This window comes from Robiginitalea biformata HTCC2501 (genome assembly GCF_000024125.1).
GTDB lineage: Bacteria > Bacteroidota > Bacteroidia > Flavobacteriales > Flavobacteriaceae > Robiginitalea > Robiginitalea biformata.
The window spans coordinates 1,359,888-1,384,886 of record NC_013222.1; the positions used below are offsets into that span (position 1 = coordinate 1,359,888).

19 protein-coding genes are annotated in these 24,999 nt (G+C 57.5%); 14 read left to right on the plus strand and 5 right to left on the minus strand.

Annotation, left to right across the window (positions count from 1 at the left end; all coding sequences use genetic code 11):
- Positions 1–198 precede the first annotated feature (198 nt).
- The 3 genes from RB2501_RS05980 to RB2501_RS15965 form a co-directional block, all read right to left on the minus strand.
- A complete protein-coding gene (locus RB2501_RS05980; protein WP_015753865.1) occupies positions 199–1,149 on the minus strand; it encodes an amidohydrolase family protein in 951 nt (316 codons plus the stop codon).
- A gap of 180 nt (positions 1,150–1,329) precedes the next feature.
- A complete protein-coding gene (locus RB2501_RS05985) occupies positions 1,330–2,940 on the minus strand; it encodes a helix-turn-helix transcriptional regulator (protein ID WP_015753866.1) in 1,611 nt (536 codons plus the stop codon).
- A 197-nt stretch (positions 2,941–3,137) separates the two neighbouring features.
- The gene (locus tag RB2501_RS15965; RefSeq protein WP_083760691.1) at positions 3,138–3,344 is read right to left on the minus strand and encodes a YgaP family membrane protein; all 207 of its coding nucleotides are present in this window, start codon (positions 3,342–3,344) and stop codon (positions 3,138–3,140) included.
- A gap of 252 nt (positions 3,345–3,596) precedes the next feature.
- Between RB2501_RS15965 and RB2501_RS05995 the strand changes: the two genes are divergently transcribed.
- Complete coding sequence (locus tag RB2501_RS05995; protein WP_015753868.1) at positions 3,597–3,863, plus strand: hypothetical protein; 267 nt, start codon at positions 3,597–3,599, stop codon at positions 3,861–3,863.
- 78 nt (positions 3,864–3,941) lie between these two features.
- Here the strand turns inward: RB2501_RS05995 and RB2501_RS06000 are convergent, their stop codons facing one another.
- Both RB2501_RS06000 and RB2501_RS06005 read right to left on the minus strand, forming a co-directional pair.
- On the minus strand, positions 3,942–4,565 hold the full coding sequence (locus RB2501_RS06000) for an HmuY family protein (RefSeq protein WP_015753869.1): 624 nt from the start codon (positions 4,563–4,565) through the stop codon (positions 3,942–3,944).
- A 24-nt stretch (positions 4,566–4,589) separates the two neighbouring features.
- On the minus strand, positions 4,590–6,719 hold the full coding sequence (locus RB2501_RS06005) for a TonB-dependent receptor plug domain-containing protein (protein WP_015753870.1): 2,130 nt from the start codon (positions 6,717–6,719) through the stop codon (positions 4,590–4,592).
- Positions 6,720–6,842: 123 nt separating this feature from the next.
- Here RB2501_RS06005 and RB2501_RS06010 point away from each other — a divergent pair, with 123 nt between their 5' ends.
- From RB2501_RS06010 to RB2501_RS06070, 13 genes are all read left to right on the plus strand, one after another.
- Positions 6,843–7,754, plus strand: coding sequence for a DUF6607 family protein (locus RB2501_RS06010; protein WP_015753871.1), 912 nt, complete (start codon positions 6,843–6,845; stop codon positions 7,752–7,754).
- The gene (locus tag RB2501_RS06015; RefSeq protein ID WP_015753872.1) at positions 7,751–9,274 is read left to right on the plus strand and encodes an ankyrin repeat domain-containing protein; all 1,524 of its coding nucleotides are present in this window, start codon (positions 7,751–7,753) and stop codon (positions 9,272–9,274) included. Before RB2501_RS06010 ends, RB2501_RS06015 begins: the two co-directional genes overlap by 4 nt.
- Entirely contained in the window at positions 9,274–9,762 is a 489-nt protein-coding gene (locus tag RB2501_RS06020; protein ID WP_015753873.1) for a DUF2271 domain-containing protein, read from the plus strand. The genes RB2501_RS06015 and RB2501_RS06020 overlap by 1 nt, the downstream gene beginning before the upstream one ends.
- Before the next feature lie 9 nt (positions 9,763–9,771).
- A complete protein-coding gene (locus RB2501_RS06025) occupies positions 9,772–12,036 on the plus strand; it encodes a PepSY domain-containing protein (RefSeq protein ID WP_015753874.1) in 2,265 nt (754 codons plus the stop codon).
- Between the two features lie 221 nt (positions 12,037–12,257).
- Positions 12,258–13,898, plus strand: coding sequence for a TldD/PmbA family protein (locus RB2501_RS06030; protein ID WP_041327026.1), 1,641 nt, complete (start codon positions 12,258–12,260; stop codon positions 13,896–13,898).
- Between the two features lie 27 nt (positions 13,899–13,925).
- Positions 13,926–15,242: a TldD/PmbA family protein gene (locus RB2501_RS06035; RefSeq protein WP_015753876.1), complete on the plus strand. Its 1,317-nt coding sequence runs from the start codon at positions 13,926–13,928 to the stop codon at positions 15,240–15,242.
- Positions 15,243–15,337: 95 nt separating this feature from the next.
- Complete coding sequence (locus RB2501_RS06040; protein WP_015753877.1) at positions 15,338–15,958, plus strand: DUF4159 domain-containing protein; 621 nt, start codon at positions 15,338–15,340, stop codon at positions 15,956–15,958.
- A 10-nt stretch (positions 15,959–15,968) separates the two neighbouring features.
- On the plus strand, positions 15,969–16,973 hold the full coding sequence (locus RB2501_RS06045; RefSeq protein ID WP_015753878.1) for an AAA family ATPase: 1,005 nt from the start codon (positions 15,969–15,971) through the stop codon (positions 16,971–16,973).
- Positions 16,974–17,936 (plus strand): DUF58 domain-containing protein, encoded by a 963-nt coding sequence (locus RB2501_RS06050; protein WP_015753879.1) that lies wholly within the window; start codon positions 16,974–16,976, stop codon positions 17,934–17,936.
- Between the two features lie 35 nt (positions 17,937–17,971).
- A complete protein-coding gene (locus RB2501_RS06055; protein ID WP_015753880.1) occupies positions 17,972–19,270 on the plus strand; it encodes a BatA domain-containing protein in 1,299 nt (432 codons plus the stop codon).
- Positions 19,267–21,549, plus strand: a complete 2,283-nt coding sequence (locus RB2501_RS06060; protein WP_015753881.1) for a DUF4175 family protein — start codon at positions 19,267–19,269, stop codon at positions 21,547–21,549. Before RB2501_RS06055 ends, RB2501_RS06060 begins: the two co-directional genes overlap by 4 nt.
- Positions 21,539–23,284: a hypothetical protein gene (locus RB2501_RS06065; RefSeq protein WP_015753882.1), complete on the plus strand. Its 1,746-nt coding sequence runs from the start codon at positions 21,539–21,541 to the stop codon at positions 23,282–23,284. The genes RB2501_RS06060 and RB2501_RS06065 overlap by 11 nt, the downstream gene beginning before the upstream one ends.
- Positions 23,285–23,320: 36 nt before the next feature.
- Complete coding sequence (locus RB2501_RS06070; RefSeq protein WP_041327027.1) at positions 23,321–24,988, plus strand: sulfatase family protein; 1,668 nt, start codon at positions 23,321–23,323, stop codon at positions 24,986–24,988.
- Positions 24,989–24,999: the final 11 nt, after the last annotated feature.

Consider the following 24,999-nt stretch of genomic DNA (forward strand, 5'->3'; position numbering starts at 1 on the left):
TGGAATGGCTCCTGGCTGATGGCGGCAGCAATTTGGCGCTAATCGCAATTGGATTGACTATAATCTTCATGAGTTTAATAATTTGGAAAAATTCAAGAACCAAACCATAGATAATCTGTGCCTCGAAATGTATAGCCGCTCCGAAAGGGGCGGCTATTTTTTTTAACATCGATACATTCCTTGCCAAGGCCTGTGTTCTCACCGGTGCGTAGTGGCCGCATTGCCTTCGGTGGCTGCGTCCGTGGTGAGAAACCGGACCGCGTTGTTGTAGAAGATATCCCGCTTCTGTGCCTCGGTTAAAAAGGGCGCTTCCTCTATTGCTTCAATGGCTTCCCCGATCTTTTCCGGCCAGACCATCTGGTCGGAGCCAAACAGGATGCGTTTGCCGAGACCGGCGCGTACAAGGGCTTCCAGATAGTCATAAAATGCGGTTCGCGGGATAACCCAGGTAATTGTGGAGACATCCACATAGAGCTGCGGATACTGGTACATCACCGCAATCATCTCATCCCGGAAGGGATATCCTGCATTTTCGACAAACAATCGGAGTTTGGGGTGCCGGGTAAGTATTTCTTCGAGTAGCAGCGGGTTGCCCGAGGCGGAACTGAAATGCGGCAGGTACGGTCCAATGCCGAGGGTATGGATCAAAACGGGGACATTCAATTCCTCCGCGAGTTGAAACAGCGGTTCCAGCGAAGGGTCGGTAGGAGGCAGGCCCACCAGTTGGGCGCCGATTTCACCGAGCCCCTGTAATTCACCCGATTCGTATGCTTTGCGGAGTTGTTCCGGCTGAATATCCTGGGGGTCCAGAATAAACGGTGCGGCAATAAAGCGGTCTGGCATGGCTTCGGACCAGGCATGAACGTCGGAGATGTCCACACCGCTCAGAAAAGCCTTAACGACGTTGTACCGGTCCATGGCTTCCCGTGTCTTTTCCATCAGGAGCACAGGATCCGTAGTGGCGGCCAGGCTATCTGCGCAGGGCTCTGGCCGGCAGAGAGCGGGGGCCCCCGCTGGCAATTCATGGGGGAAACCTGTGTGGAGATGCATGTCGATGATGGGCAGACGCTGTCGGGAATAGCGGCTATCCTGAGAATATCCGGGAAGGACCGTCCAGATGATCGTGAGAATGATGACAAACTTTTTCATAAGTGGATTCCTTTGAAGGTGTGGAGGTAAATTTCTTCCGGATTCGGGTGGCGCGCATCGGTAGGATTACCCAAATTATCAGCAATGGCATGGGTAATTCTACCCACTCATTAAAAAGCGAAGGGCAACCCCGGAAGACTACAGGGCCCTTTGGGTTATCGCTGCTCAGACAAGCGGTGTTCAGCCTGGAGCGTCAATCAACTTGTGCTTGATGGCCACCACCGTGGCAGCAACCCGCGATGATACCCCCAATTTGTCGAAAATGTTACTCACGTGGCGGTCTACGGTACGTTCACTAATGAATAGCTCCCGGGCAGCGGATTTATTTGTCATTCCAGAGGCGATCAGGCGAAGCACCTGCAGTTCCCGGAGAGTCAGGCGCCGCGTGGGATGCTCACGAGTTTTGTGCAGCACGGGTTGTATGCGCTCCAGATCGGGTTTGGCACGGAGTTGTTCATAAACCCATCGCGCCCCGGATAATTCCAGGGTGCAATTTTCTCGATCCTCCACCTCCAGGTAGGCGCGTCCTTTTAATTCCCTTACCCGCGCATATAGATAGGGGAGGGACCCTACGTGGATGTGGTTCAAGGCTTCGTTGAGGTGCTCAAGGGCATCCTGTAGGTTGCCTTCCGCGAATCGGACAAGGCCCGAAGCATATGCGGCTTGCGCTTTAAGCAAGGGCGCATCGACCCGCCCGATCCCGTCACGCAATTCTTTTAATCCCTCGTTTGCTTCCTGCAGGGATTCTCCGGCAACCCAGATGTCGATGGCTGCCGGCAATAGTTCCATGCGCGTATACGAATCATGGGTTTCCCTCAGGGCAGTTTGAATGGACGTTGTGGCAGTTTCTGTCTTCCCCTGCGCCAAACGGAGCAATGCGAGGCCGGGTTGCGGTTTCCTGCCCCAATTGGCGGATTGGCCAAAACAGGACTCCGCCTCTTTATAAGATCCCAACAACCGGTACAATTCTCCTTTGCGATAATAGGCTTCCCCCGCTGCGCCACTCCGGTACCGCGCCAACAAATTGCAAGCGCTGTCAACTTCGCGGAGGGCCCTGTGCCAGTCGCCTTGCAATTGCAGGATCTCACCCCGGCGTGCCATGCATTGACCTTTGAAGGGAACGATGTCCGGTTGAGCCGAACACCATTTGGTCAGTGCGGCCGTCCAAACTTGAGCCCGGCGGATATCCCAAACTTTCCTGCATGTTTCAATGACTGCGCAATACACGATTCCACTGACAATCGGGTATACCTCCCCGGCATCCACAACTACCAGGAGTTCGTCAAAGAGTTTTCCTCCGCTTTTTATTGCCCCGGAGTGGATGAGCGCCTGCCCCTTTCCCAATTGGCCCAGTGCCAACAGATCGTTGTCCTTGCACTTTTCTCCTATTCCTGCGGCCTGGGAAAAGAGGTCCCTGGCCTTTTTTGGTAGACCCCGGGAAAGGGTTTCAAGGGCTTTGGGAATCAGAAACAGGCCCTTTTCCGAAGGCGTTTCTCGAGGTGCGGATTCCAGCAATTTCATCCCCCGGGAAAGCCATCCGCTGCTGCGAGTCATTTCGCCATTGTTCATCAGCATAAGACCCAGCCAAAAAATACAGCGCAGGGCCCGGCTCCGATCCTGCTTGTCGAGATACGCCCGGTGGGCCCGGTCCATCAGGTCAAAACTCTCCTCGTCCCTCCCGGTCAGGTAGGCGGCTGTGGCATAGGTCGCCAGGGTATCGGCTGACATCGAATCCCGGGATGAGGATTTCAGCCGGTTGTAGGTTTCCGTCCAGGTTTCGCTATTGTCCATTCCTCTGGGTTCAGAACACGCCGGTTTTGCGTTGGTGGGTGTTTAGGCCATCGAGGATATAATTTATGAAATTTTGACAAGATCCCCTTTTGGGGTTGTTGTGACTTTTTAGTGTGGAAATCCCAGCCATTCATTCTATTCGGCCTGACCGGAATGGCTTTCATCGTGCTTGTGCATGAGCGTTTTTCCAGCCCGGATCACTCCCGCATCTTACAGGTACTCAATCCAAACGGCGCGTACAACGGGCAGAAACTGATAAAACTGGTCAGTATAAAGACGCCGGCCAGGATGAGCAAAACAATACCCAGTGTACCGCTGACGGTCCCGGTGTAATACAATACGCCGATGACTGCGGCTATCAATAGTCGGATGACACGGTCTACAGACCCCATATTCTTTTTCATACTTAAATGGTTTTACGTTAGAGACTCCGCGAGCCGGACGACCGCCAGGATCAGCAGGATGCAAATAAGGCATACAGCCAGCAATTTGATAATCTTCTGCCGCACGGGTCTTTCTGTTAAAAATACATACCAAATACGTTCCGGCAGCTGATATTTGTCAGTTAGGGGGTAGTACCCTGTCCCATAGCCTATGGAAATTTTGAATACTTTTAGAAAAATTGGAAGCGTTGCACTAACCCTGTCAGCCCAACGATGCCCTTCAAACACAAATATCTCCTGATCTGCCTGTTTATTGCGGGCTTCCTGTTGCTCACCTTCTTCTTTCATTATTTCGGCATCCGGTTTCCCGGATTGCAATTCGTACAGGAACTCCTGCTGATCCCCGTCCTGCTGGCACAGGTCATCGTCCTAATTGCCGGGATATTCCGGTATCGGAAGTTTCGTGAAAGGGAAGTGCTGGCCGGCATCCTGATGCTGGCTGTGGGTGCAGTCCTCTCCCTGGGCAGCTTTTTTCACTAGGCCGCCCATAATTCCCGGTCACAAAAAAACCCACCGTTTCCGGTGGGCTGGGATTGTGACAGCAACATTTCTGGCGAATTACTCCAGGCTGTCCTCCCCGTCGTTCGGGTTGTACAGGTAGTTGAAGGTATAATAGCGGGATTCGCTCTCCATATCCGGCTGGGACGGGTTGTCCCGGTAGTAGCTCAGGATTTCCACCTTCGCGTAGTTCCCGTTGCGGGTGCGGAAGACCAGGATCTTACCCGGTATCGGGGTGATGGTAAACTGTTGCGGGTTGTAGTTGTACCAACCGTTGTCACTGCCTGTGGGGATGGCAAAGCCGTTTGCGCCGTCCTGGGCAAACGTCAGGCCGGCAGCCGTGGTGACGCTGGCAAAGGTGCCGTCCACAATGGCTGCCGCGGCGTCCCCGTTGCGTTCCGGCTCGTCATTCGTGCCTGTCTCCGTGCCCCCATTGACCGCGATGGTGGTACCGCGGAAGGCGATGTCCCATTCGGTGTCGCTCGTAGTGGTGGCACCCGATTCAAAATCGAATTTGGTAAACGGCCCGCCAACGGGTTCACCCTGCCCGCCGGTCTGGGGGGCATGGAGGTTGGAAACCGTTTCGGACTCGGCGGGGAGGGCCCCGGGCCCATTATCGTCGTCTTTGCTGCAGGATGCCAGGGAAACGGTCAGGATGGTTAAGTAAAGGGAAAACTTCTTCATGGATCAGGAATTAAATTTGAATAATTAGAATTGATAATTGATTTTCGTAAAGAGGACCCTTCCCGGTTGGGTGGGAATATCCGGGTCCGTATAGCCAAACAGGTTGTTGGCCCCAACCTGCAGGGTAAAGTCTTTCAGGAATGTTTTGCTCACCGCTGCGTGCGCCAGGGCATACCCGTCCACAAAACTCGTGTCGTACGAATCGATCAGCCCATTGCCGTTTGTGTCGAATTGGGCGTACCGGCTCCGGTAAAGCAGGCGGAAGTTGAAATCCAGGCCCCAATCGGGGATGTCGTAATACAGTTTCAGGTTTGCATTGTGGCGGGATCGGTTTGGCAGCCCGAAGTAATCCGACCGACTGAGCGCCACGGTCTGGTTGGTGGCATCCCGGGCAAAAACCGAGCCATCCGCCACTGCTTCGCGCTGGGTTTTGTCGTAAGCATAGAGCAACTGGTAGCCGGCGTTCAGGCTGATATTTTCCGATAGCTTGTAGGTGGCATTCACCTCTGCCCCCGCGGTGAATATCTCGTCAAAATTCACATAGCTGAACACGTTTTGGCCATTGGTTTTCCGAGCGATGATCCGGGTGTCGATCAGGTTGCTGAAATCGTTGCGGAACAGGTTTAGTTCGGCATTCCAGCGTTTCAGGCGAAATGCGATGCCCGCGTTGTACCCCACGGAGCTTTCGGCTTGCAGGGGCGCATCCAGGTCGGAAATCGGGACGACGATCTGGCTGATCTGGCCCTGCTCGTCGAGTTCGGTGAGTTTGCGGCCGGCCACATTGTATCCGAGCACCGTATAGCCCACCGTGGAATTCGTATAGTCAAAATAGAGCTGGCGGAAATCCGGGGCTTTGAACCCATAGCCCACGGATGCCTTCAGGGCCGTGACGTCGGACAGCCGGTAGCGGACTGCCAGTTTGGGGCTCAGTTGGTCGTTGTACTCCGAATGGTTGTCGTACCGGGCGCCGGCAATGACATTCAGCCGATCCACCGGGTTGAAATCGTACTGGGCATAGACGTATTGGGAGCCGAAGCTGACGGCCCTGTCGAAATACGTCCGGTCCAGCTGTTCGAATTGCAGCCCGGTCCCCGCGGTGAGTTTTCCACCCCCATTGAGGGTATAGGTGCCCCGGATTTCCGGCCGCAGCAGGCGCTGGTCAAAATCGCTGTCGCTCAGGACCGTATCCGTCAGCGGGTCGGCCAGGCGCTCGTCTGCCTGAAAGTTGGTGTAATAGAATTCGTATTCCATTTCCAGGGCGTCGCTCCAGGCGTGTTCCCCCCGGGTGTGGAAGTTCCACTCCCGCTGGTGGCTGTCGCCCTCGTAGTCCGTCTCCCCAACCGACAGGCCGGCATCCTGCACCTGGTCGTAGAAACGCGAGGAGGTAAACAGGGAAAACCGATCCGAGAAGTCGTAGTAAAACCGGCCCTGGAGCGTGTAATTCTCAAACGGGTTCACCGTCTGGCCGGCGGTTTCCGGAGTCAGGTCGTATCCTTCGCTCGAGAACCGGTTGGCGAACAACCCGTAGCGGAAAGCGCCCCGCCGCTGCTTCAGGTTCAGGTTCATGTCCTGCTGGGCAAACCGTCCTATCCGGTAGTCTACCGAACCTTCCAGGGATTCAGTATTCGGTTTCTCCGTAATGATATTAATGACCCCGCCAAGCGCTTCCGAGCCGTAGAGGCTGCTGGAAGGGCCCTTCACCACCTCTACTTGTTTGATATTCCCCACTGCGAGTCGTTGGAGGTCGAAGTTCCCGGCGCTCCGTCCCACCAGCGGGACCCCGTCCATCAAAATCAGGATATAGTCCGAAGCAACGCCCTGGATCTGTACGCCTTCAAAACCGCTTTCGTCGGCGACGGTGATGATCCCGGTTTGTTCGCTGAGGATTTCCCCGAGCCGCACAGCCCCCGCCTTTTCAATCCGGTCGGCGGATACCAGGGTAACCGGCAGGGGGAGGGAGGAGACCTGCCGCTCCGTACGCGTGGCAGTCAGGACAACTTCCTGCAGGTAGGTAGGCAATATCGAATCCTCTGCAACCCGGTTTTCTCCGGGGGATTCCTGTGCCCCGGCATGCCACGAACCCAGGCTATTCAATCCGAAAAACAGGCAGGTCAGATAAAAGTAGAATGCAACCGGAGGCCGATTTTGGCTCATGATATTTATTTAGAATAATTCTTAATAGCGAGCCAAATATATTGATTAATCTTATTTAGAATAAATAAAAATAGTTATTTTCGTCCCCGAGATTTTTGTCCAACCCATAATAGATTTGAGAACATGCGATCCAACCTCCTGCTAATCACTGCCCTGGCGTTAACGGCCTTTGTCAGCGGTCAGGCCGAAAAAAAACAACAAGACCGGGAAGCCATCAAGAACATGTGCGGCTGTTTTGAAGTCACCTTCAATTTTGCCGAGACGTTTAACTACAGCAACGACTCCTTATATAAGCCCTCCAAGACCAAGGTGGACAAGGGGCTTGAATGGGCCCAGCTGGTCACCGATGCGGACGATAAAATTTCCATCCAACACCTGTTGCAGGTGGGCAACCCGTCGGATCCGCATATCGTCAAGCACTGGCGGCAGGACTGGCTTTTCGAAAACACCGATTTCTACAGCTACAACGGCGACAATGTCTGGGTGTTTGAGGAGAAACCGGCTGCAGACGTCTCCGGCCAGTGGACCCAAAAAGTCTATCAGGTGGATGATAGCCCGCGATACGAAGGCAGTGCCACCTGGGTACATGTAGACGGTAAAAGCTTCTGGGAAAACACGGCCGACGCCCCCCTGCCACGGCGGGAGTATACCACGCGCAGCGACTACAACCTGACGGTCCGCGGCAACCGGCATGAGATTACCGATTTTGGCTGGGTCCACGACCAGGACAACGCCAAGGTGATCCGCAAGCCCGGGGAAGAAGACGTGGTACTGGCCCGGGAAAAGGGATACAATACCTATGTGCGCGTCCCGGACAGCCGCTGTGCCGCTGCGGCGGGCTGGTGGGAGGAAAACCAGGAGAAATGGGCGCTGGTGCGCGCCAAATGGGATGAGGTTTACGGGCGGAAGGCCAACCTGGTCCTGGAAGAGAAGGTAGACAACAAGGCGCTCTACAAGCATTTGTTTGCCGAAGGCTACGAAGAAGCCGCTGCCATTGACGGCGTTATTGAATCATTTGTAAAAAAGACACGATGAAGACAGTTATCGAAAAGAAGCAGGCTATCCGCAACCGCGTTTGGGCACTGCTGTTCCTGCTGGTTGCCCTGCCGGTTGCCGCCCAACAGCAGAATCCCTTCCTGAACCGGGATTTCTGGAAAGCAGACCCAACGGTAGAGGATGTCAGGCGGGAAATCGCCAACGGCCACAACCCGGCCGAAATGACATCGAGCGCCTTTGACGGGGTAATCTACAGCATGCTTGAGAAAGCGGATCCGGAGGTAACCCGCTTCCTGCTCGCGCAGGAAGGGAACGACATTGAGAAGAAAACGCACGACAGCCGGACTTACATCCACTGGGCTGCCTACGCCGGAAATGCCGAACTGGTATCCTGGCTGCTGGAGCAGGGGGCGCGGACGGACGTGCGCGACAGCCACGGCTACACCCCGGCGGCATTTGCAGCTTCCACCGGGCAACGCAACACGGAAATTTACAACCTGTTTGCTTCCCACGGGGTAAACCTGGCAAACCAGAAAAGTGAGTCCGGGGCTAATTTGTTGCTATTGAACGTCCCTTATATGGACGGCATGGAAGAGTTCGCATACTTCCGGGAAAAAGGGATTGATCTGGCTGAAACCGACGCCAACGGGAACGGGGTGTTCAACTATGCCACCCGGGCGGGGAATATCGACCTGTTAAAGGAATTGGTGGCAGCCGGGGTAGACTACCAGACCCCGAATGCCGACGGGGGCAATGCTTTCTTCTTTGCCGCCCAGGGTACCCGGGGGCACCGCAACGGCCTGGAACTGTACGAATACCTGGCCGGATTGGGCCTGGACCCTGCAACCGTGTCGAAATCCGGGGAAAGCGCTTTCCACCGGGTGGCCTATTCCGACAAAGACCCGGAAATTATCCGGTTTTTTCTCGAGCACGGGGCTATAGCCAACCAGCCTGATGCCGAGGGCAATACGCCTTTCGGGAATGCGGCCGCCGGGAACACCCCGGAGGTGGTCGGAATCCTTGCCGGGGAAGTCTCCGACGTGGATGCGGCCAATGCCGCTGGGCAGACAGCCCTGATGCGGGCCGTCCGCAGCAACAACCCCGCCGTGGTTTCCCTGCTGATCGAAGCGGGCGCCGACGTTGCGGCCCGGGATGAAAAAGGCAACTCGATATCCTTTTACCTGCTCGCGTCCTTTGACGCCTCCCACCCGGAGGTTTATGACCAGAAACTGGCAGCCCTGCAACAGGCCGGTTTCAACCTGTACGAAACCCAGGCGGGCGGCAATACGCTGTACCATCTGGCGGCCGACGCCAACAGCCTGCCCCTGCTTGAAAAAGTGGCCCACGAAAGCCTGGATGTGAATGCCCGGAACGAAGAGGGGATGACGGCCCTGCATATTGCGGCCATGAAAGCATCCGACGATGCGTTGCTTCGCTACCTGGTAGGCCTGGGCGCGAATACGGCTATCCAAACCGATTTTGAAGAAACCGCCCTGGACCTGGCCCGCGAGAATGAGCGCCTGGACCAGAACGGGGTGACCTTAAATTTTCTGAACTGATGATGAAATTCAGGTTATTCATCGCCGGTATGGCCGCCGCCGCTGGCCTGGTGCTGGCGGGATTTGCCCAACCGGCCAATACGGCTGTAAAGTGTCTGATCCAGATGACGAATTACACGGGGGAAGGCGCGTATATCGTGGTCTCCCTCCTCGATGAGGAAGGGGAGTACCAGCAAACCCTGCAGGTGCTGGGGACCGACAGCGAATGGTACAGTGAAATCCCGGAATGGTGGCAGTTCTATGGCAAGTACCGGCCCGACATCGACGGGATATCCGGGGCTACCCTGAGCGGGGGCGAACGCTCGGTGAGCGTCCTGCAGATTCCGTCGGATAAAATTGATGCAGGGTACCAGCTGCGGTTTGAAACATCGGTGGAGGATCAGGAATACTATGCCGACGACCTGCAATTTGAGCTGACCAGCGAGAACCTCAAAAGCAAAAAGGAGGGAAGGGGCTTTATCCGGTATATCCGGATGCTGCCCCAATAATCCGGACGGATGACCTTGTCCCTGTGGAGATATAGCCACCTGGCCCTGGCCGTCGCCACGTCGGCCTTCCTGCTGATTGCATCGGTTACGGGCGTGATCCTGGCCCTGGAGCCGATTACCCACCAGGCCCGCGGATATGCCGTGGCCGACCTGGATGAGGTTCCGTTGTCCACCGCCCTGGAGGCGTTGACCGCCAACTACGAAGAGGTATTTACCCTGGAGGTGGAACGCTCCGGCTTTGTCCGGGCCGGCGTGCTGACGGCCGACCTGGAGAGCCTGGAGGTGTATGTGGACCCCCGAACCGGGGAAACCCTCGGACCCGTGGAGGAGCGGCCGGCTATCTACAGCTTTTCCACCAACCTGCACCGCTCCCTATTCCTCAAGGGTGCCGGTCGCTTTTTTGTAGGCCTGGTATCCCTGCTCCTCTGTATCATCGCCGTCAGTGGCATCGCCTTGCTCGCCCAGCGGCAGGGCGGCTTCCGCCGAATCCTGTCCCCGGTACGGAAAGACTACTTTGCCATGCGCTACCACGTGCTCCTGAGCCGCTGGATGCTGGTGCCCATCCTGGTGGTCGCACTCACGGGCGTCTACCTGTCGGCCGAGAAATTCCAGTTGCTACCCGAAGCCCAACCGCACCACCAGGAAGTTGCCTCCCCGCCAACCGGGGAGGGCTCCGGCCCGGCTATGTCCACAGGCGCACCTGGGCAGGCAGGGGTACTGGGCGAATGGGCGCTGTCCGAAGTGCGCCGCGTGGAATTTCCCTTCTCGGATGAACCCGGGGAGTACTACCTCATTGAATTAAAGGATCGGGAGGTCCGCGTTTCCCCCATGACGGGCGCCATCCTCAGCGAGGCGGATTTCCCGATGGTCACCCTGCTCTCCCGCTTCAGCTTTGCGGCGCATACAGGGCAGGGAAATGTTTTCTGGTCGATTGTGCTCCTGCTGGCATCCGCCTCCATCCTGTTCTTTATGTATTCCGGTTTTGCGATGACCCTCCGGCGCCGCAAGAATACCCGGGTCCGCAAGGACGGTTCGCATGGGGCGTCCATATCGAATCCCGACTCCAGCGAGGTCGTGGTCCTGGTCGGGTCGGAAACCGGGACCACCTTTGGCTTTGCCCGGTCGCTCTGCGAAGGGATACGGGCTACCGGCCGCACCGTACACCTGGCGGAGCTGAATGCCTACAGGACCTATCCGAATGCCCGGCAGCTGGTGGTGCTGACCGCTACTTACGGGGATGGGGAAGCCCCGACCAATGCCCGGAAATTTCTTTCGAAGGTCGATCGGGTGGAACAGCCTGCGGCCCTGCAGTTTTCCGTGGTGGGATTCGGCTCCACCCAGTACCCCGATTTCTGTCGCTACGCAGCCGATGTTCAGGAGAAACTGGAAGCGCACCCCGGTTTCCGGGCAGGTTTACCCCTCTACCGCGTGGACGACCAGTCCGAGGCGGATTTCCGGACCTGGCTGAACGCCTGGGGCGACCGTACCGAAATACGGGTGGGGTTTGAGGCACCTGCAGAGCCGGAGCCCCTTGACGAAATCGGGTTTACCGTAGTCAGCCGGAGCCCGGTAAACGCGGATGACACCTTCCTGCTAACCCTCCGGCCCGAAACGGACCAACCCTTTACCTCCGGCGACCTGCTGGCTGTCCGTCCCAACAAGGCCAGCGGATATCGGCAGTATTCCATCGCCTACATGGACGGGGACATCGTACTGAGTATCCGAAGGCACCCCGGGGGACGCTGCTCTTCCTACCTGTATAGCCTGCAGGCCGGGGACCGGATCGCTGCCGCCATCCAGGAGAACCCCGGGTTCCATTTCCCGGGGCATGTCCGGTCTGCCGTGATGATTGCCAACGGGACGGGGATAGCTCCCTTCCTGGGCATGATGCAACAGACAAACGGTACAGATGTACACCTGTTCTGGGGCGGGAGGACACGCGAATCCGGAAAGCTCTACAGCCCCTGGCTCAAACAGCTCCAGGACCCGGAAGGGCCCCCCGCTGCCGGCACCCCGAATTTCTCCCAGGGCGGCCCCAATATCCGGACCTGCTATTCCCGTGAGGGCGCTAAACGCTACGTCCAGGACCTGGTCCTGGAAGACCGGGAAACCGTCCTGCATACCCTCCGGGAAGGCGGGGTTCTGATGCTTTGCGGCTCCCTCAATATGCAGCGGAGCGTTTTGGACAACCTCGAGTCGTTGTTGGAAGCCGAAGAGGGCATGACCCTGGATGGCTATATCAAAAGCGGCCAGCTGCTCATGGATTGTTATTGATGCCGCTTCGGGATTGTCGTCAGGCAATAGGAACCGGCGGGGCATACTGTTAAAAAAACGCGGGTTTTTAACATATTAAGTTAAGATTAACATAATTCTTCTACCGGGCTTTTTATTTTTAAGCACTGCCGGATATGGCAGCTTACATCCTGCGCGTTCCGAGTGGCCCCCCTGGCTGCGTCAGTTTCTCCGCAGGCCACAAACTCATTAAACCACATTTTATGAAAAGAAGAAATTTTGTCCAGTACGCGGGATTGGGCACCGGTGCGCTTATGATGCCGTCCCTGCTGATCGGCCGGGAGATTCCGCAGGAAGCCCTGCTGGCGCCCGGTATGGACAACGCAGTTAAAAAGAGAATGGCTGACGTAGCCCTGAACACGGCAAAATCCCTTGGGGCCACCTACGCAGATGCGCGGATTGGACGCTATCTGAACCAATATGTATTTACCCGGGAGGATAAGGTGCAGAATGTGGTGAACACGGAATCCTTTGGAATCGGTATCCGGGTGATCGCCAACGGCACCTGGGGCTTCTCTTCCACAAACGACGTCACGGAGGACGGCATTAAGAAGGCCACCGAGCAGGCTGTGGCCATTGCCAAGGCGAATTCCACAATCCAGAAGGAGCCGGTGGTCCTGGCGCCGGTGCAGTCCCATGGGGAGGTATCCTGGAAAACGCCCATCAAAAAGGACTTTAAGGAAGTGCCGGTCTCCGATAAAGTAGACCTCTTGCTGTCCGCCAATGCGGCTGCCATCGAAAACGGCGCCAGCTTTGTGAATTCCGCTCTTTTCATGGTCAATGAACAGAAATACTTCGCCTCCACGGACGGTTCCTACATCGACCAGGATGTCCACCGGATCTGGCCAACCTTCGGGGTCACGGCCATTGACCGCCAGGCGGGAAAATTCAAAACACGCCAGGCCATGAGCGCCCCGATGGGAATGGGCTTTGAGTATATGGACGGCCTGGAATCGGAAAAACTGCAAGGCCCCTCGGGGATTAAACTCTACAGGAACAGCTACGATATGGTGGAGGACGCTGCCCTGGCCGCGAAGCAGGCACTGGAAAAACTCAACGCCAAATCTGTTGAGGCCGGCAAGTACGACCTGGTCCTGGAACCGAACCACCTGGGGCTCACCATCCACGAATCCGTGGGGCACCCGCTGGAACTCGACCGCGTCCTCGGGTACGAGGCAAATTACGCCGGGACCAGTTTTGCAACCCTGGACAAATGGAAATCCGGAGATTTCCAGTACGGCAGCAATATCGTAAACCTCGTTGCCGACAAAACGCAACCGGGCTCCCTGGGCGCTGTGGGGTACGACGACGAAGGCGTAAAGACCAAGAAATGGGATCTGGTCCGCAACGGGATCCTGACCAACTACCAGGCGATCCGCGACCAGGTGCATATGATCGACCAGAACGAATCCCACGGCTGTTGCTACGCGCAAAGCTGGGACGACGTGCAATTCCAGCGGATGCCGAATGTCTCCCTGGAACCGGGCAGCGAGCCCTATTCCATCGACCAGATGATTGCAGATGTGGAGAAGGGGATCTATATCGCAGGGCGCGGGTCGTATTCCATCGACCAGCAGCGGTATAACTTCCAGTTCGGGGGCACCGTGTTTTACGAGATCAGGGATGGGAAAATCGTCGGCATGCTGGACGATGTGGCCTATCAGTCCAATACCCAGGAGTTCTGGAATTCCTGCGTGAAGATTTGCGACGAGAACGACTACCGCCTCTTCGGCTCCTTCTTTGACGGAAAAGGGCAGCCCTCCCAGATCAGCGCCGTCTCTCACGGCAGCTCCACCGCCCGGTTCAACGATGTAAATGTGATCAACACAGGCAGGACCATTTAATCCTGGTTTTCCCTTAAAAATTATACAATGGCTATATACACAAAAGACGAAGCGAGAACCATTCTCGAAAAGGCATTGAGTTATTCCAAGGCCGATGCCTGTGAAATCAACCTGAGCGGGAGCAACAGCGGCAATATCCGTTACGCCCGGAATACGGTGTCCACCTCGGGGCACAGTTCCAACCAGACCCTGGTGGTCCAATCCAGTTTCGGCAAGAAATCCGGGACGGCCACCATCGACGAATTCGACGACGCCTCCCTGGAAAAAGTGGTCCGACGGGCCGAGGAACTCGCCAGGCTGTCCCCGGAAAACCCGGAATTCATGGAACCTTTGGGGCCCCAGGAGTACGATGATTCGCTTACCTACAAAGAATCCACGGCCAATATCAGCCCGGAATACCGGGCCAAAGTGGCCAGCAGCAGCATCGATCCGGCTGCGGCCCAGGACGTAACAGCTGCCGGCTTTTTCAATGATTCGGAAGGCTTTAGTGCGATGATCAATTCCAACGGGCTGTTCGCCTACAACCGGGCAACGGATATGGAGTTCACCGTGACGATGCGTACCAATGACGGTACGGGTTCCGGATGGGTGAGCCGCGACTATAACGACGTCGACAAGTTCGATGCCGCCGAGGCATCCAAAATCGCCATCGACAAGGCGGTGATGTCCCGGGAAGCCAGGGCAATTGAGCCCGGGAAGTATACGGTGATCCTGGAGCCCGCCGCTTCCAACGATTTGCTGGGGAATATGTTCTCCTCCTTCAGCGCCCGCTCCGCGGACGAAGGCCGGAACTTTATGTCCGCCCCGGACGGGGGCAACAAGCTGGGGCAGAAGATTGTGGACGAACGGGTGACCATCTGGTCGGACCCGCTCCACCCGGACGTGCCCTCGGCTACCTGGAACGGGTCGGGGCAGCCCCTGAAAAAGACGATGTGGATCGAGAACGGGGTGGTCAAAAACCTCGCCTACGACAGGTACTGGGCCGAGCAGAAAGGCGTAGAGCCCGTACCGTTCCCCTCCAACGGGATAATGGCCGGGGGGGATGCCAGCCTGGAAGACCTGATCCGCAGCACGAACCGGGGAATTCTGGTAACCCGCCTGTGGTATATCCGCAGTGTAGACCCGCAGACCTTGCTCTACACGGGCCTCACGCGTGACGGTACCTTCTATATCGAGAACGGGCAGATCAAGCACCCGGTAAAGAATTTCCGCTTTAACGAGAGCCCGATCATCATGCTGAACAACCTGGAGACCCTCGGACAACAGGTGCGTATTGACGGAAACCTGATCCCGTATATGAAGATCCGGGACTTTACCTTTACGAGCCTGTCGGACGCGGTTTAAACGAAAACGACCTGAAAACTGGTTGCCCGGCATACTCGGGCAGCCCGTTTTTTTTATCGCTTCAGGGGCAATGATTTAATGAAGTCTGCAGCGCATTGAGTAACGAGTTTTTCTTTACGAGATTACAATACGAATCCGGCGATTGGGATGTGGACCAGCGCATGCCGTCCAACCTGCTGAATTCCCTGGTTGAATACACGACGCTACGGGTCGATACCCGCGAGCGGATCATCTCCCTGGAAAGCGATGAGCTCTTCCGGAGCCCTTTCTGTTACCTGTCGGGGCACAAGCTCGTGGAGTTTACCCGTAAGGAAAGGGAGAATTTTGAGAAATACGTCCGCAACGGCGGATTTGTATTTGCCGACGATTGCAACCACGATATCGACGGACTTTTTGCCAAATCCTTTGAGCGGCAGATGGAGGAGATCTTCGGTCCCGGAGAACTCGCTAAGATCCCGAACGACCACGAACTCTACTCCATTTTTTTCGAGTTTGAGGACGGGCCGCCCACTACGTCCCAGGAGCTGAATGGGTGGGGGGACGACCTGGTCCACGACTACCTGAAGGCCATCCGCATCGACGGCCGGATCGGGGTGCTGTATAGCAACAAGGACTACGGCTGCGAATGGGATTACGATTTCCGGAACAAACGCTGGTATAAAATCGACAACACCCGGTTTGGGGTGAACATCGTCATGTATGCCTTAACATCTTAATATAAAGCCTATGGATACAGAATTGCAACGGGTTGCCGATGAGGTGGAAGGACTGACCGGCAAGCTCGGGGAGCTGAAGGCGGAGATCGGCAAGGTGATTATCGGCCAGGAGGAGATTGTCTCCCAGCTGCTCATCACTTTCCTCTCGGGGGGACACGCGCTGCTCGAGGGGGTACCCGGACTGGCCAAGACCCTGATGATCCGCACCCTGGCGGATGCGATCGACCTGTCTTTTAAACGGATCCAGTTTACCCCGGACCTGATGCCCTCGGATATCCTGGGTACGGAAATCCTGGAAGAGGATCACAGTACGGGGCGGAAGTTCTTTAAGTTCAACAAGGGGCCGATTTTTTCCAATATCATCCTAGCCGATGAGATCAACCGGACCCCGCCCAAAACCCAGGCAGCCCTGTTGGAGGCCATGCAGGAATTCGAGGTGACTTACGGCGACAAGACCTACCAACTGGACCGCCCCTTCTTTATCCTGGCCACGCAGAACCCGATTGAGCAATCCGGGACCTTTGAATTGCCCGAGGCACAGCAGGACCGGTTCCTGCTCTATATTAAGATCGGGTATCCCACGGATGCCGAGGAAACCCATATTTTAAAGGCCACCACCGGAAACCGGAAGCCCCGGGTGGACAAGGTGCTCACCGGTGCCGAAATCCTGCGGCTACAGCAGCTGGTCCGGGAAGTGTCCATCAGCGATGCCCTGATAGCCTATGTCAGCGAAATGGTCCGGGCCACCCGGCCGGCCACCAGCCCGCTGGAGTACGTCCGGGAATGGGTGGATTGGGGTGCCGGCCCGCGGGCGGGCCAGGCCATGATCCTTACGGCAAAGGCCCATGCCCTGCTGGCCGGAAGGCTTGCAGTGACCCCGGAAGATATCCGGTCGGTGATTTTCCCGGTCCTCCGGCACCGGGTACTTGTCAATTTCCGCGCAGAGGCCGAGGGCATCACTTCGGACAGGGTCACGCAACAAATTCTGGATTCAGTGAGCGTTAAGGATTCGTAGATGAGCAGGTTTGGCAAACGCGGCAAGACGGAAAAACAGGGCGGGCCGGACAGGCTTCGCCCCCGGGGACGGCAAAAATACAACGACCTGTTGCGCCCGGAAGTGGTCAACACCGTCGCGGGCCTTTCCCTCATTGCCCGGATTGCCGTAGAGGGCTATACCTCCGGGCTGAACAGGAGCCTGAGCATTGGTCACGGGCTGGAATTCAGCCAGTACCGCGGCTACGAACCCGGAGACGACCTCCGCCTGCTCGATTGGAAAATGCTGGCCCGGTCCGGCCGGTATTATATCAAGCAATCCGAGATCGAAAGCCTGGTCGGCGTCAAATTTATTGTAGACGCGAGCGCTTCCATGCTGCACCGGGAAGATCGGTTGTCCAAGCTGGAGTACGCCCGCCTGCTGGTGGCTGCCCTGGCGTACCTGGCCTGGAAGCAAGGGGATGCCGTGGGGCTTTTCGCCCTAAACGAATCGGATGTTGTGAGCCTGTTTTCAGGGACCGACAAAAAACACTATAATCGATTGCTTCTGGAATTGCTGAAAGTGGACGGGTCCGGGAAATGGCCCGACCCTTCCCGGGCTTCGCGGATGATCCCGGACAGGGGGTCCCGGGAGCTCGTGTTTTTCCTGACGGATATGTATGAACGGGAAGCGGAACTGTCCGGGTTCCTCCGGGAAATCAAATCGCCCAGGAACGAGGTGGTGGTTTTGCACATCGCCGGCCGTTCGGAGCTCGAATTCGACTATGGGAAGCAGGTGACCTTTGAGGATCTCGAAACGGGTGCCAAGGTAAAAGTGGACGCCCGGAAGGCCCGCAGTGCCTACCTTGAACAGATGGAGGATCGTTTGGATGCCATCCGCCAGCAACTCTTGTCCCAGGGCATCTTTTACCACTTGTTCCGTATGGACGAACCGTTGGGCGAAGCCCTGCAGTACTACCTGAAGCAACGCAACCGGATGAATTAACCCGGCCTCAAATAAAGGCCGGGAATAAAGAAAATATGAGTTTTACCGCCCCCATCTTCCTGTGGACCCTGCTCGGCGCGTTAATCCCGCTGGGCATCCACCTGTGGAGTAAACGGGAGGCGAAAACCATCAAAATCGGAAGCGTGGAATTATTGCGCGAGAGTGATTCCCGTCAATCCCAGAGCCTGCGACTGAGCGAAAAAAGGCTCCTCGCCCTGCGCATGCTGCTTATAGCGACCCTGGCGTTCCTGCTTGCAGGCCCCCAATGGGAATCCCGCGCCCGGAACCAGCCGCTGGCCTACGTGGTGGAGCCCTCCCTGCTGAACCGCGGCTCCCTGAACGCGTTTCTGGACAGCGCGGCCTCCGATCACCCGGTGTACCTGCTTCGCAAAGGCCTCACCGAATGGGGGGAGCCGCATACGGTTCCTTCCGGAAACCCTCCCCCAAACTACTGGCAGTTGGTCCCGGAGCTGGATTCCCTGGGGGCAGACAGCATCGTGGTATTTACAGCTGCTTATGTTCAGGGCCTCCGATCCAGGCGTCCGGAATCGTCCGGGCCGATCCACTGGGTGGTCCTGGATGGCGAGCCGGCCAGGGATACACCGGTATTGGCGCGTAAAATCCATGAAGGCTACAGCATACTCACCGCGCAGGGGGACCCGTCGTATACTGCCTTCCGTTGGCGGGAGGCCGACCCGGAAGCTGTACGGCGGATTGCGTATCCGGGCAGGGACAGCCTGCAGCTGGGTTCGGGTCCTTCTAAGGGGAAGTTGCCGCTCTTTGACGCCGACACGCTGGAGGTGGCTGTGTACCACACGGACAGCCTGGAATCGGAGCAGCTTTACCTGCGGGCCTCCCTGACAGCCCTTTCGGGATACATCGGGCAACCCATCCGGGTGCAGGGCGGGGTCGGGGAGCCGGATTCCATTCCCTCCCGTACCGACCTGCTGGTATGGCTTCTACCGGACCCTGCACCGGAAGGCGCCTGGAAGACACTCGCCTACCGGGACAGCCCGATGGCCGGCCAATTGATTGAACAGGGAGACTGCCCGTCGTGTTTTACCCTCACCTCCCGGCTGACCGCCGGGAATATGGTTTCCGGTTATTTCGGGGAACAACTCCTCAGCCTCCTGGATCCCGGCAAGCCCTGGGGCGATTTGCCGGACCGATACGATTACCGTCAACTCGAAGCGGGTGAACTGGCGCCCCGCCGGCTCCCCATGGACCAGGACCGGGAGCGGGTGCACCGGGCCGGTGCGGAACCCTGGCTTTGGGCCCTGTTGCTCCTTTTGCTCGTAACCGAACGCCTGTTCGCCAAATACCGGAGTCAATGAGCGAAGCCGGGAAAACTTATTTGCTCAATTTCGCAACCCGCTGGCAGCGTATGCTTTACGCCAGGAGCCTGCTTTACGGACTGGGTGCCGGACTTTGTGCGGGCCTGCTGGCCCGTTCACTCTGGGCAGGGGCGTTTGCCTTTCTGGCCATCGCACTCGTTTCCCTCCTCGCCAGCCGGCCCTGGACTCGCAACATGGACCGTGTTTGCGCCTATATCGACTCCCATGTGGCGGATGCCGGTTTCAGCAGTGGCCTGTTGCTGCAACCCGATGCGGAACTCCCCGGGTTGTCCCGGTTGCAAAAACACCGGGTTGCCGCCCGCCTCCAGGCCTCCCGGGAGCGTCCGTCCCCGCCGGTGGGCTTCCGAGGGGCGATCCTCTGGGGGGTATTCGCACTGGGTATCGGGCTGCTGGGGCACCAGATGGGTTTACTCCGCGGGTGGACGGGTTTTCCGGACCCCGGGGATTCCGCCACACAGGGCATCCGGTTTGCCCCTGCCGATTCCGTGGCTGCGGAGACGTCGGCGCCCGTCCTGACCCGGCAGCGTATCACAGTAAATTTCCCGGCCTATACCGGCCAGGCCCCCCGGGTTTCGGAAGATCCGAATATCCGGGCAGTAGCGGGGTCCCGCATCCGATGGGAGCTATATTTTGAAGGGCCCATCCACCGGGTCCGGCTCGAGCGGATGGGGGAGGAATACCCGTTGCGCCAACAAGGCGGGTTGTTCCGGCTGGAACTCCCCCTGGAAGAATCCGGTTTCTACAGTTTCCGGTTTACCGACTCCCTGGGCCGCGGGTACGTGACGGACCTGTATTCCCTGGAGGCCGTCCCGGACCGGGCGCCCGAGGTGGAGATCGCCGGGGTGCCCCAGTATGCGTATTTCGATGCCCCCGATGAAAAATCCCTCCGTTTTACAGGGAACCTGACCGACGATTTCGGGTTGCAGCAGGCCCGTATTGTGGCCACTGTGAGCAAGGGTTCCGGCGAATCCGTAAAGTTCCGGGAGGAGCGGCTGGATTTTGACCAACCGGTCCAGCCGGGGGCCCGGCGGCTCGTGTTGACAAAAACCATCGACCTGGACCAACTCGGCATGGACCCCGGGGATGAACTTTACTTTTATGTAGAGGCATCCGACAACAAGGAGCCCCAGCCCAATGTAGCCCGGAGCGAGACCTTCTTTGCCGTTATCCGGGATACGACAACCGACCGATTTGCGGTAGAAGGCAGCCTGGGGGTGGACCAGATGCCGGATTACTTCCGGTCCCAGCGGCAGTTGATTATCGACACGGAGAAGCTGATAGCCGAGAAACCGGATATCCCGGAGCGGGAATTTAAATTCCGGAGCAATGAACTGGGTTTTGACCAGAAAGCCCTTCGCCTGAAATACGGCCAGTTTATGGGGGATGAAGCGGAGATGGCTATGGCGCCTGCCCCCGGGGGCCAGGCTGCCGGGAGCGGGGAGGTCGGTGACGGGGAAGCTATGGAAGAGACGGAATCGGAAGGGGATGACCCCCTGGAGGCCTATACCCATGACCACGACGGGGACAACGAACACCACCTGGTAGACGGGGACTCGCATGGGGATTCCCATGGAGAAGCACCCGGGGGGGGCGGGGAGGAGGCGGAAGATCCCCTCCACGATTACCTGCATAATCACGCGGATCCGGAAGCCTCCACCTTGTTTGAGGAATCCCTGAAGGTCAAACTCCGGAAGGCCCTGAACATTATGTGGGACGCGGAGCTGCAGCTGCGGCTCTACAAACCCGAAGCATCCCTGCCCTACCAGTACGAAGCCCTGAAACTCATCCAGGAGATCAAAAACAGCGCCCGCGTCTACGTACACCGCATCGGTTTTGACCCGCCCCCGATTAAGGAAGACAAACGATTGTCAGGGGATGTGTCGGAGATATCCGACTATCGCAAACGGGAATCGACGACATATGAACTCCCCCTGGGCGATGTGCGCCGGGCGGTAGGGAGGCTCGAGGAATTGATCGGCGGCAGTCCGTTCGGGGAAGGGGACGGCCTCCTTTTCCAAAGAGCGGGCAACCAACTGGCTTCCAGGGCGCTGGAGGAACCCGGCAGGTACCTGGATTTGCTGCGCGGGTTGCAATCCCTGGAAAAAGCCTCGGGCAGATCCATGGCAAATTACCGCTCGCTGCACAAGGGTTTGTACGCTTTGCTGCCGGACCCCGAAAAGGTCCCTTCCGGCTCCACCCGGTTCGCGGACCCGGTAAATGAACGATTTCTAAAAGAACTCCGGGCCTATGACGATTAACCTGGTCATTGGAAATCCGGAATGGTTATGGCCGGCATTGGGGGTGGGCGTGGCGCTGCTCGTCTTGCTGTTGTACCGGGAGTGGGGCAACCGGGAAATCGGGGCGCTGCCGAGCCGGATGGCAGCCGCCCTGCTCGCTGTGGCCTCTCTGGTGATGCTGGCCCTGGAACCGGCTGTTGAAAGGGAGCGGGAAGGGGGGAGTGGGATCCTGCTCACCGATGGCTACCAGGAATGGCAGGTCGACAGCCTGAAGGAAGCCTATCCGGGAATCCGAACATATCGGTACATAAAAGGGAAATCCCTGCCGGTCCCGGGGAGCCTCAGAAAGCTTTTTGTCCTCGGGTACGGGCCCGAACCCTACGACCGATGGCAATTCGACAGCCTGGGCATTGTATTCCCCGGTGTGGAGCCCCCCGTTGGTTTCACGGAACTGGCATACCCCGGGCAGGTGCAGTTGGATCAAGAGTTGCATGTACGGGTGCATTACCGGAATTCGGGTGGCGGCCACCACCTGCTGCTGCGCGACCCGGGCGGCAATTCGGCAGATTCGATCCGCCTGGGCGGGGCCTCGGAGGGCACCTATGAGCTCCGGACGGTACCGAAGGCGGTCGGCGACTTCCGGTACAGCCTGGCAGCCAGGGACAGTGCCGGCCAGGTACTCCAGGAGGGCCCGTTGCCGGTCCGGGTGCGGCCCCGTAACACCATGCGGGTTCTCGTGCTGAACGATTTCCCGACATTTGAAACCCGCTACCTGAAGAATTTCCTGGCAGACAGCGGCCATGAGCTGCTGGTCAGGAGCCAGATTACCCGCAACCGGTATAAGTTCGAATTCATCAACCGCGATCCCGATCCGATTTACGCCCTTACAGACGATATTTTGTCGGGGTTTGACCTGGTGATCGCCGACAGGGCCGCTTATACCGGCTTGAGTGCCGCCTCCCGGGGTGCGCTGGAAACCCGCATTTCCGAAGGCGGGCTTGGGTTGTTTATCCAACCGGATGATGCGTACTTCCGGTTGCCCCGGCGCCTCGCACTTTTTGATTTTGATCGCAACCCGGACCCCGGTTCGCTTCCGGGTTCCGCCTCGGGGCCGGAGATTGAAAAATACCCTTATACGCTTACCGGGCCTTTCACCGCCCGGGGGATTGAGTGGTCCCCGGGCGTCTCCGTGGGGGTGGTCCGGCCTTATGGGCTGGGCCGGGTTGCCACCACCTGGCTGCGGGAGACCTACCCCCTGGTCCTGAGCGGGCAGGAAGACCGGTACAGGCTCCTATGGACCTCGCTTCTCAATGAAGTGGTGCAGGGCAGTCAGCAAACCGCTGCCTGGGAGGCCCAGACAACCATTCCACGGGTGGATGAACCCTTTCGGTTTCGCTTGCGCACCGCAGGGGAGGTGCCGCAGGTGGTTAATTCCGGGGGAGCCCGCGTACCGTTGCGTCAGAACGTCCTGATCCCGACGAAATGGGAGGGGACGGACTACCCGGTGAAAACCGGATGGAATCCCCTCCGCCTGCCTGCCGACAGCCTCCCGGGTTTTCGGTATTATGTGTTCGAAGAGGGCGACTGGCATACCGTGGCGGCCAGCCGGAGACTGGTCGCCAACCGAATCGCATTTCAGGGGGAGGAGCAGGTATCCGCCACCGTAACGGAGTACGTCCCGGTATCCCCACTGTGGTTCTATGCCGTTTTCCTGCTGGGCATGGGCTGGCTCTGGCTCGCTCCGAGGGTCCTCTGAATTTCTTATCTTGAACAACTAAACACAACCAAACCCATGCTCAAGCAATTTTCCTATGCAGTTTTGGCAGCAACGCTGCTCCTAACCGGTTGCGCATCTCCTGAAGAATCGCCCCAGACTCCCCCGAATATTATTTTTATCATGTCGGATGACCATGCCTACCAGGCGATATCGGCCTATGACAACCGGTTGATCGAAACGCCGAATATCGACCGGATTGCCCGCATGGGGATGTTGTTCACCAATGCAAGTGTTACCAATTCCATCTGTGCACCATCCCGTGCAACCATCCTTACAGGGAAGCACTCCCACATCAATGGGAAGGTAGACAACCACTTTCCGTTTGATACCACCAACGTCACATTTCCCCAGCTGTTGCAAAAATCGGGCTACCAGACGGCCATGTTCGGAAAATTACATTTCGGCAACAACCCCAAGGGATTTGACCAGTTTGCGATCCTTCCCGGCCAGGGCGCCTATTACAACCCGGAGTTCATCACCAAGGATTCCGGCCGGATTACCGTGCCGGGTTATACCACGGATATCATCACGGATATGACCCTCGACTGGCTCGACAAGGAGCGGGATCCCGATGCGCCCTACCTGCTGATGTACCTGCACAAGGCGCCCCACCGCTCCTGGTTGATGGCCGGGCGCCATATGGAAGAGTTTACCGCCCGGACCTTCCCGGAACCGGAAACCCTCTTTGACGATTATGCCACGCGGCCGGCTGCTGCGGAAGCCGAAATGAGCGTCCGCGACCATATGGGCTGGTCGGGCGACAACAAAATATTCCCGCAGACCATGCGGGAGATGGGACTGGATGAAATCGGGATCGACACCCTGCGGTTCAACTACAGTGTGGGTCGGATGGATTCCGTCCAGCGCGCCACTTTTGAGAAGTACTACGGACCCGTGAACGAGGCATTTAAAGAGGCGTACCCCGACATGACCGAAGAGGAGGTGATGAAGTGGAAGTACCAGCGCTATATGCAGGATTACCTGGGTACCATCCGGGCGGTTGATGAAAACGTCGGCCGGCTCCTGGACTACCTGGAGGCGAACGACATGATGGAGAATACGATCATCGTCTATACTTCCGACCAAGGCTTCTACCTGGGGGAGCACGGGTGGTTCGACAAGCGGTTTGTATATGACGAATCCTTCAGGACGCCGCTCCTGGTGGCCTGGCCCGGGAAGGTGGAGCCCGGGAGCGTCTCGGACGAAATGGTGCAGAACCTGGATTTTGCACAGACCTTCCTGGACGTAGCCGGGGTGGAGCAACCCTCCGACATGCAAGGCGAAAGCCTCGTCCCGGTATTGACCGGGAACATGGAGGACTGGGACCGGGAGGCCGTCTATTACCATTATTACGAATACCCTGCCGAGCACATGGTGAACCGGCATTACGCCATCGTTACCAAGGACTATAAATTGATCCACTATTATTTCTACCAGGATTACTGGGAACTCATCGACCGGAAAAAGGACCCCAAAGAGCTGCACAATTACTATGACGACCCGGAATATGCCGAAGTGCAGGCCCGGTTGCACAGTGAGTTGGAAGCCATCCGGGAAAAGTACGGGGACAGCGATTCCCTGAGCCGGCAGTATATCGACACCTTTATGGAATCGGCAGAAGAAGACGGCATCTGGGGGGTCAATAAGGAGCGCCTGGAAGAGATCCTGGAAGCGCGGAGATAAGATTAGGAACA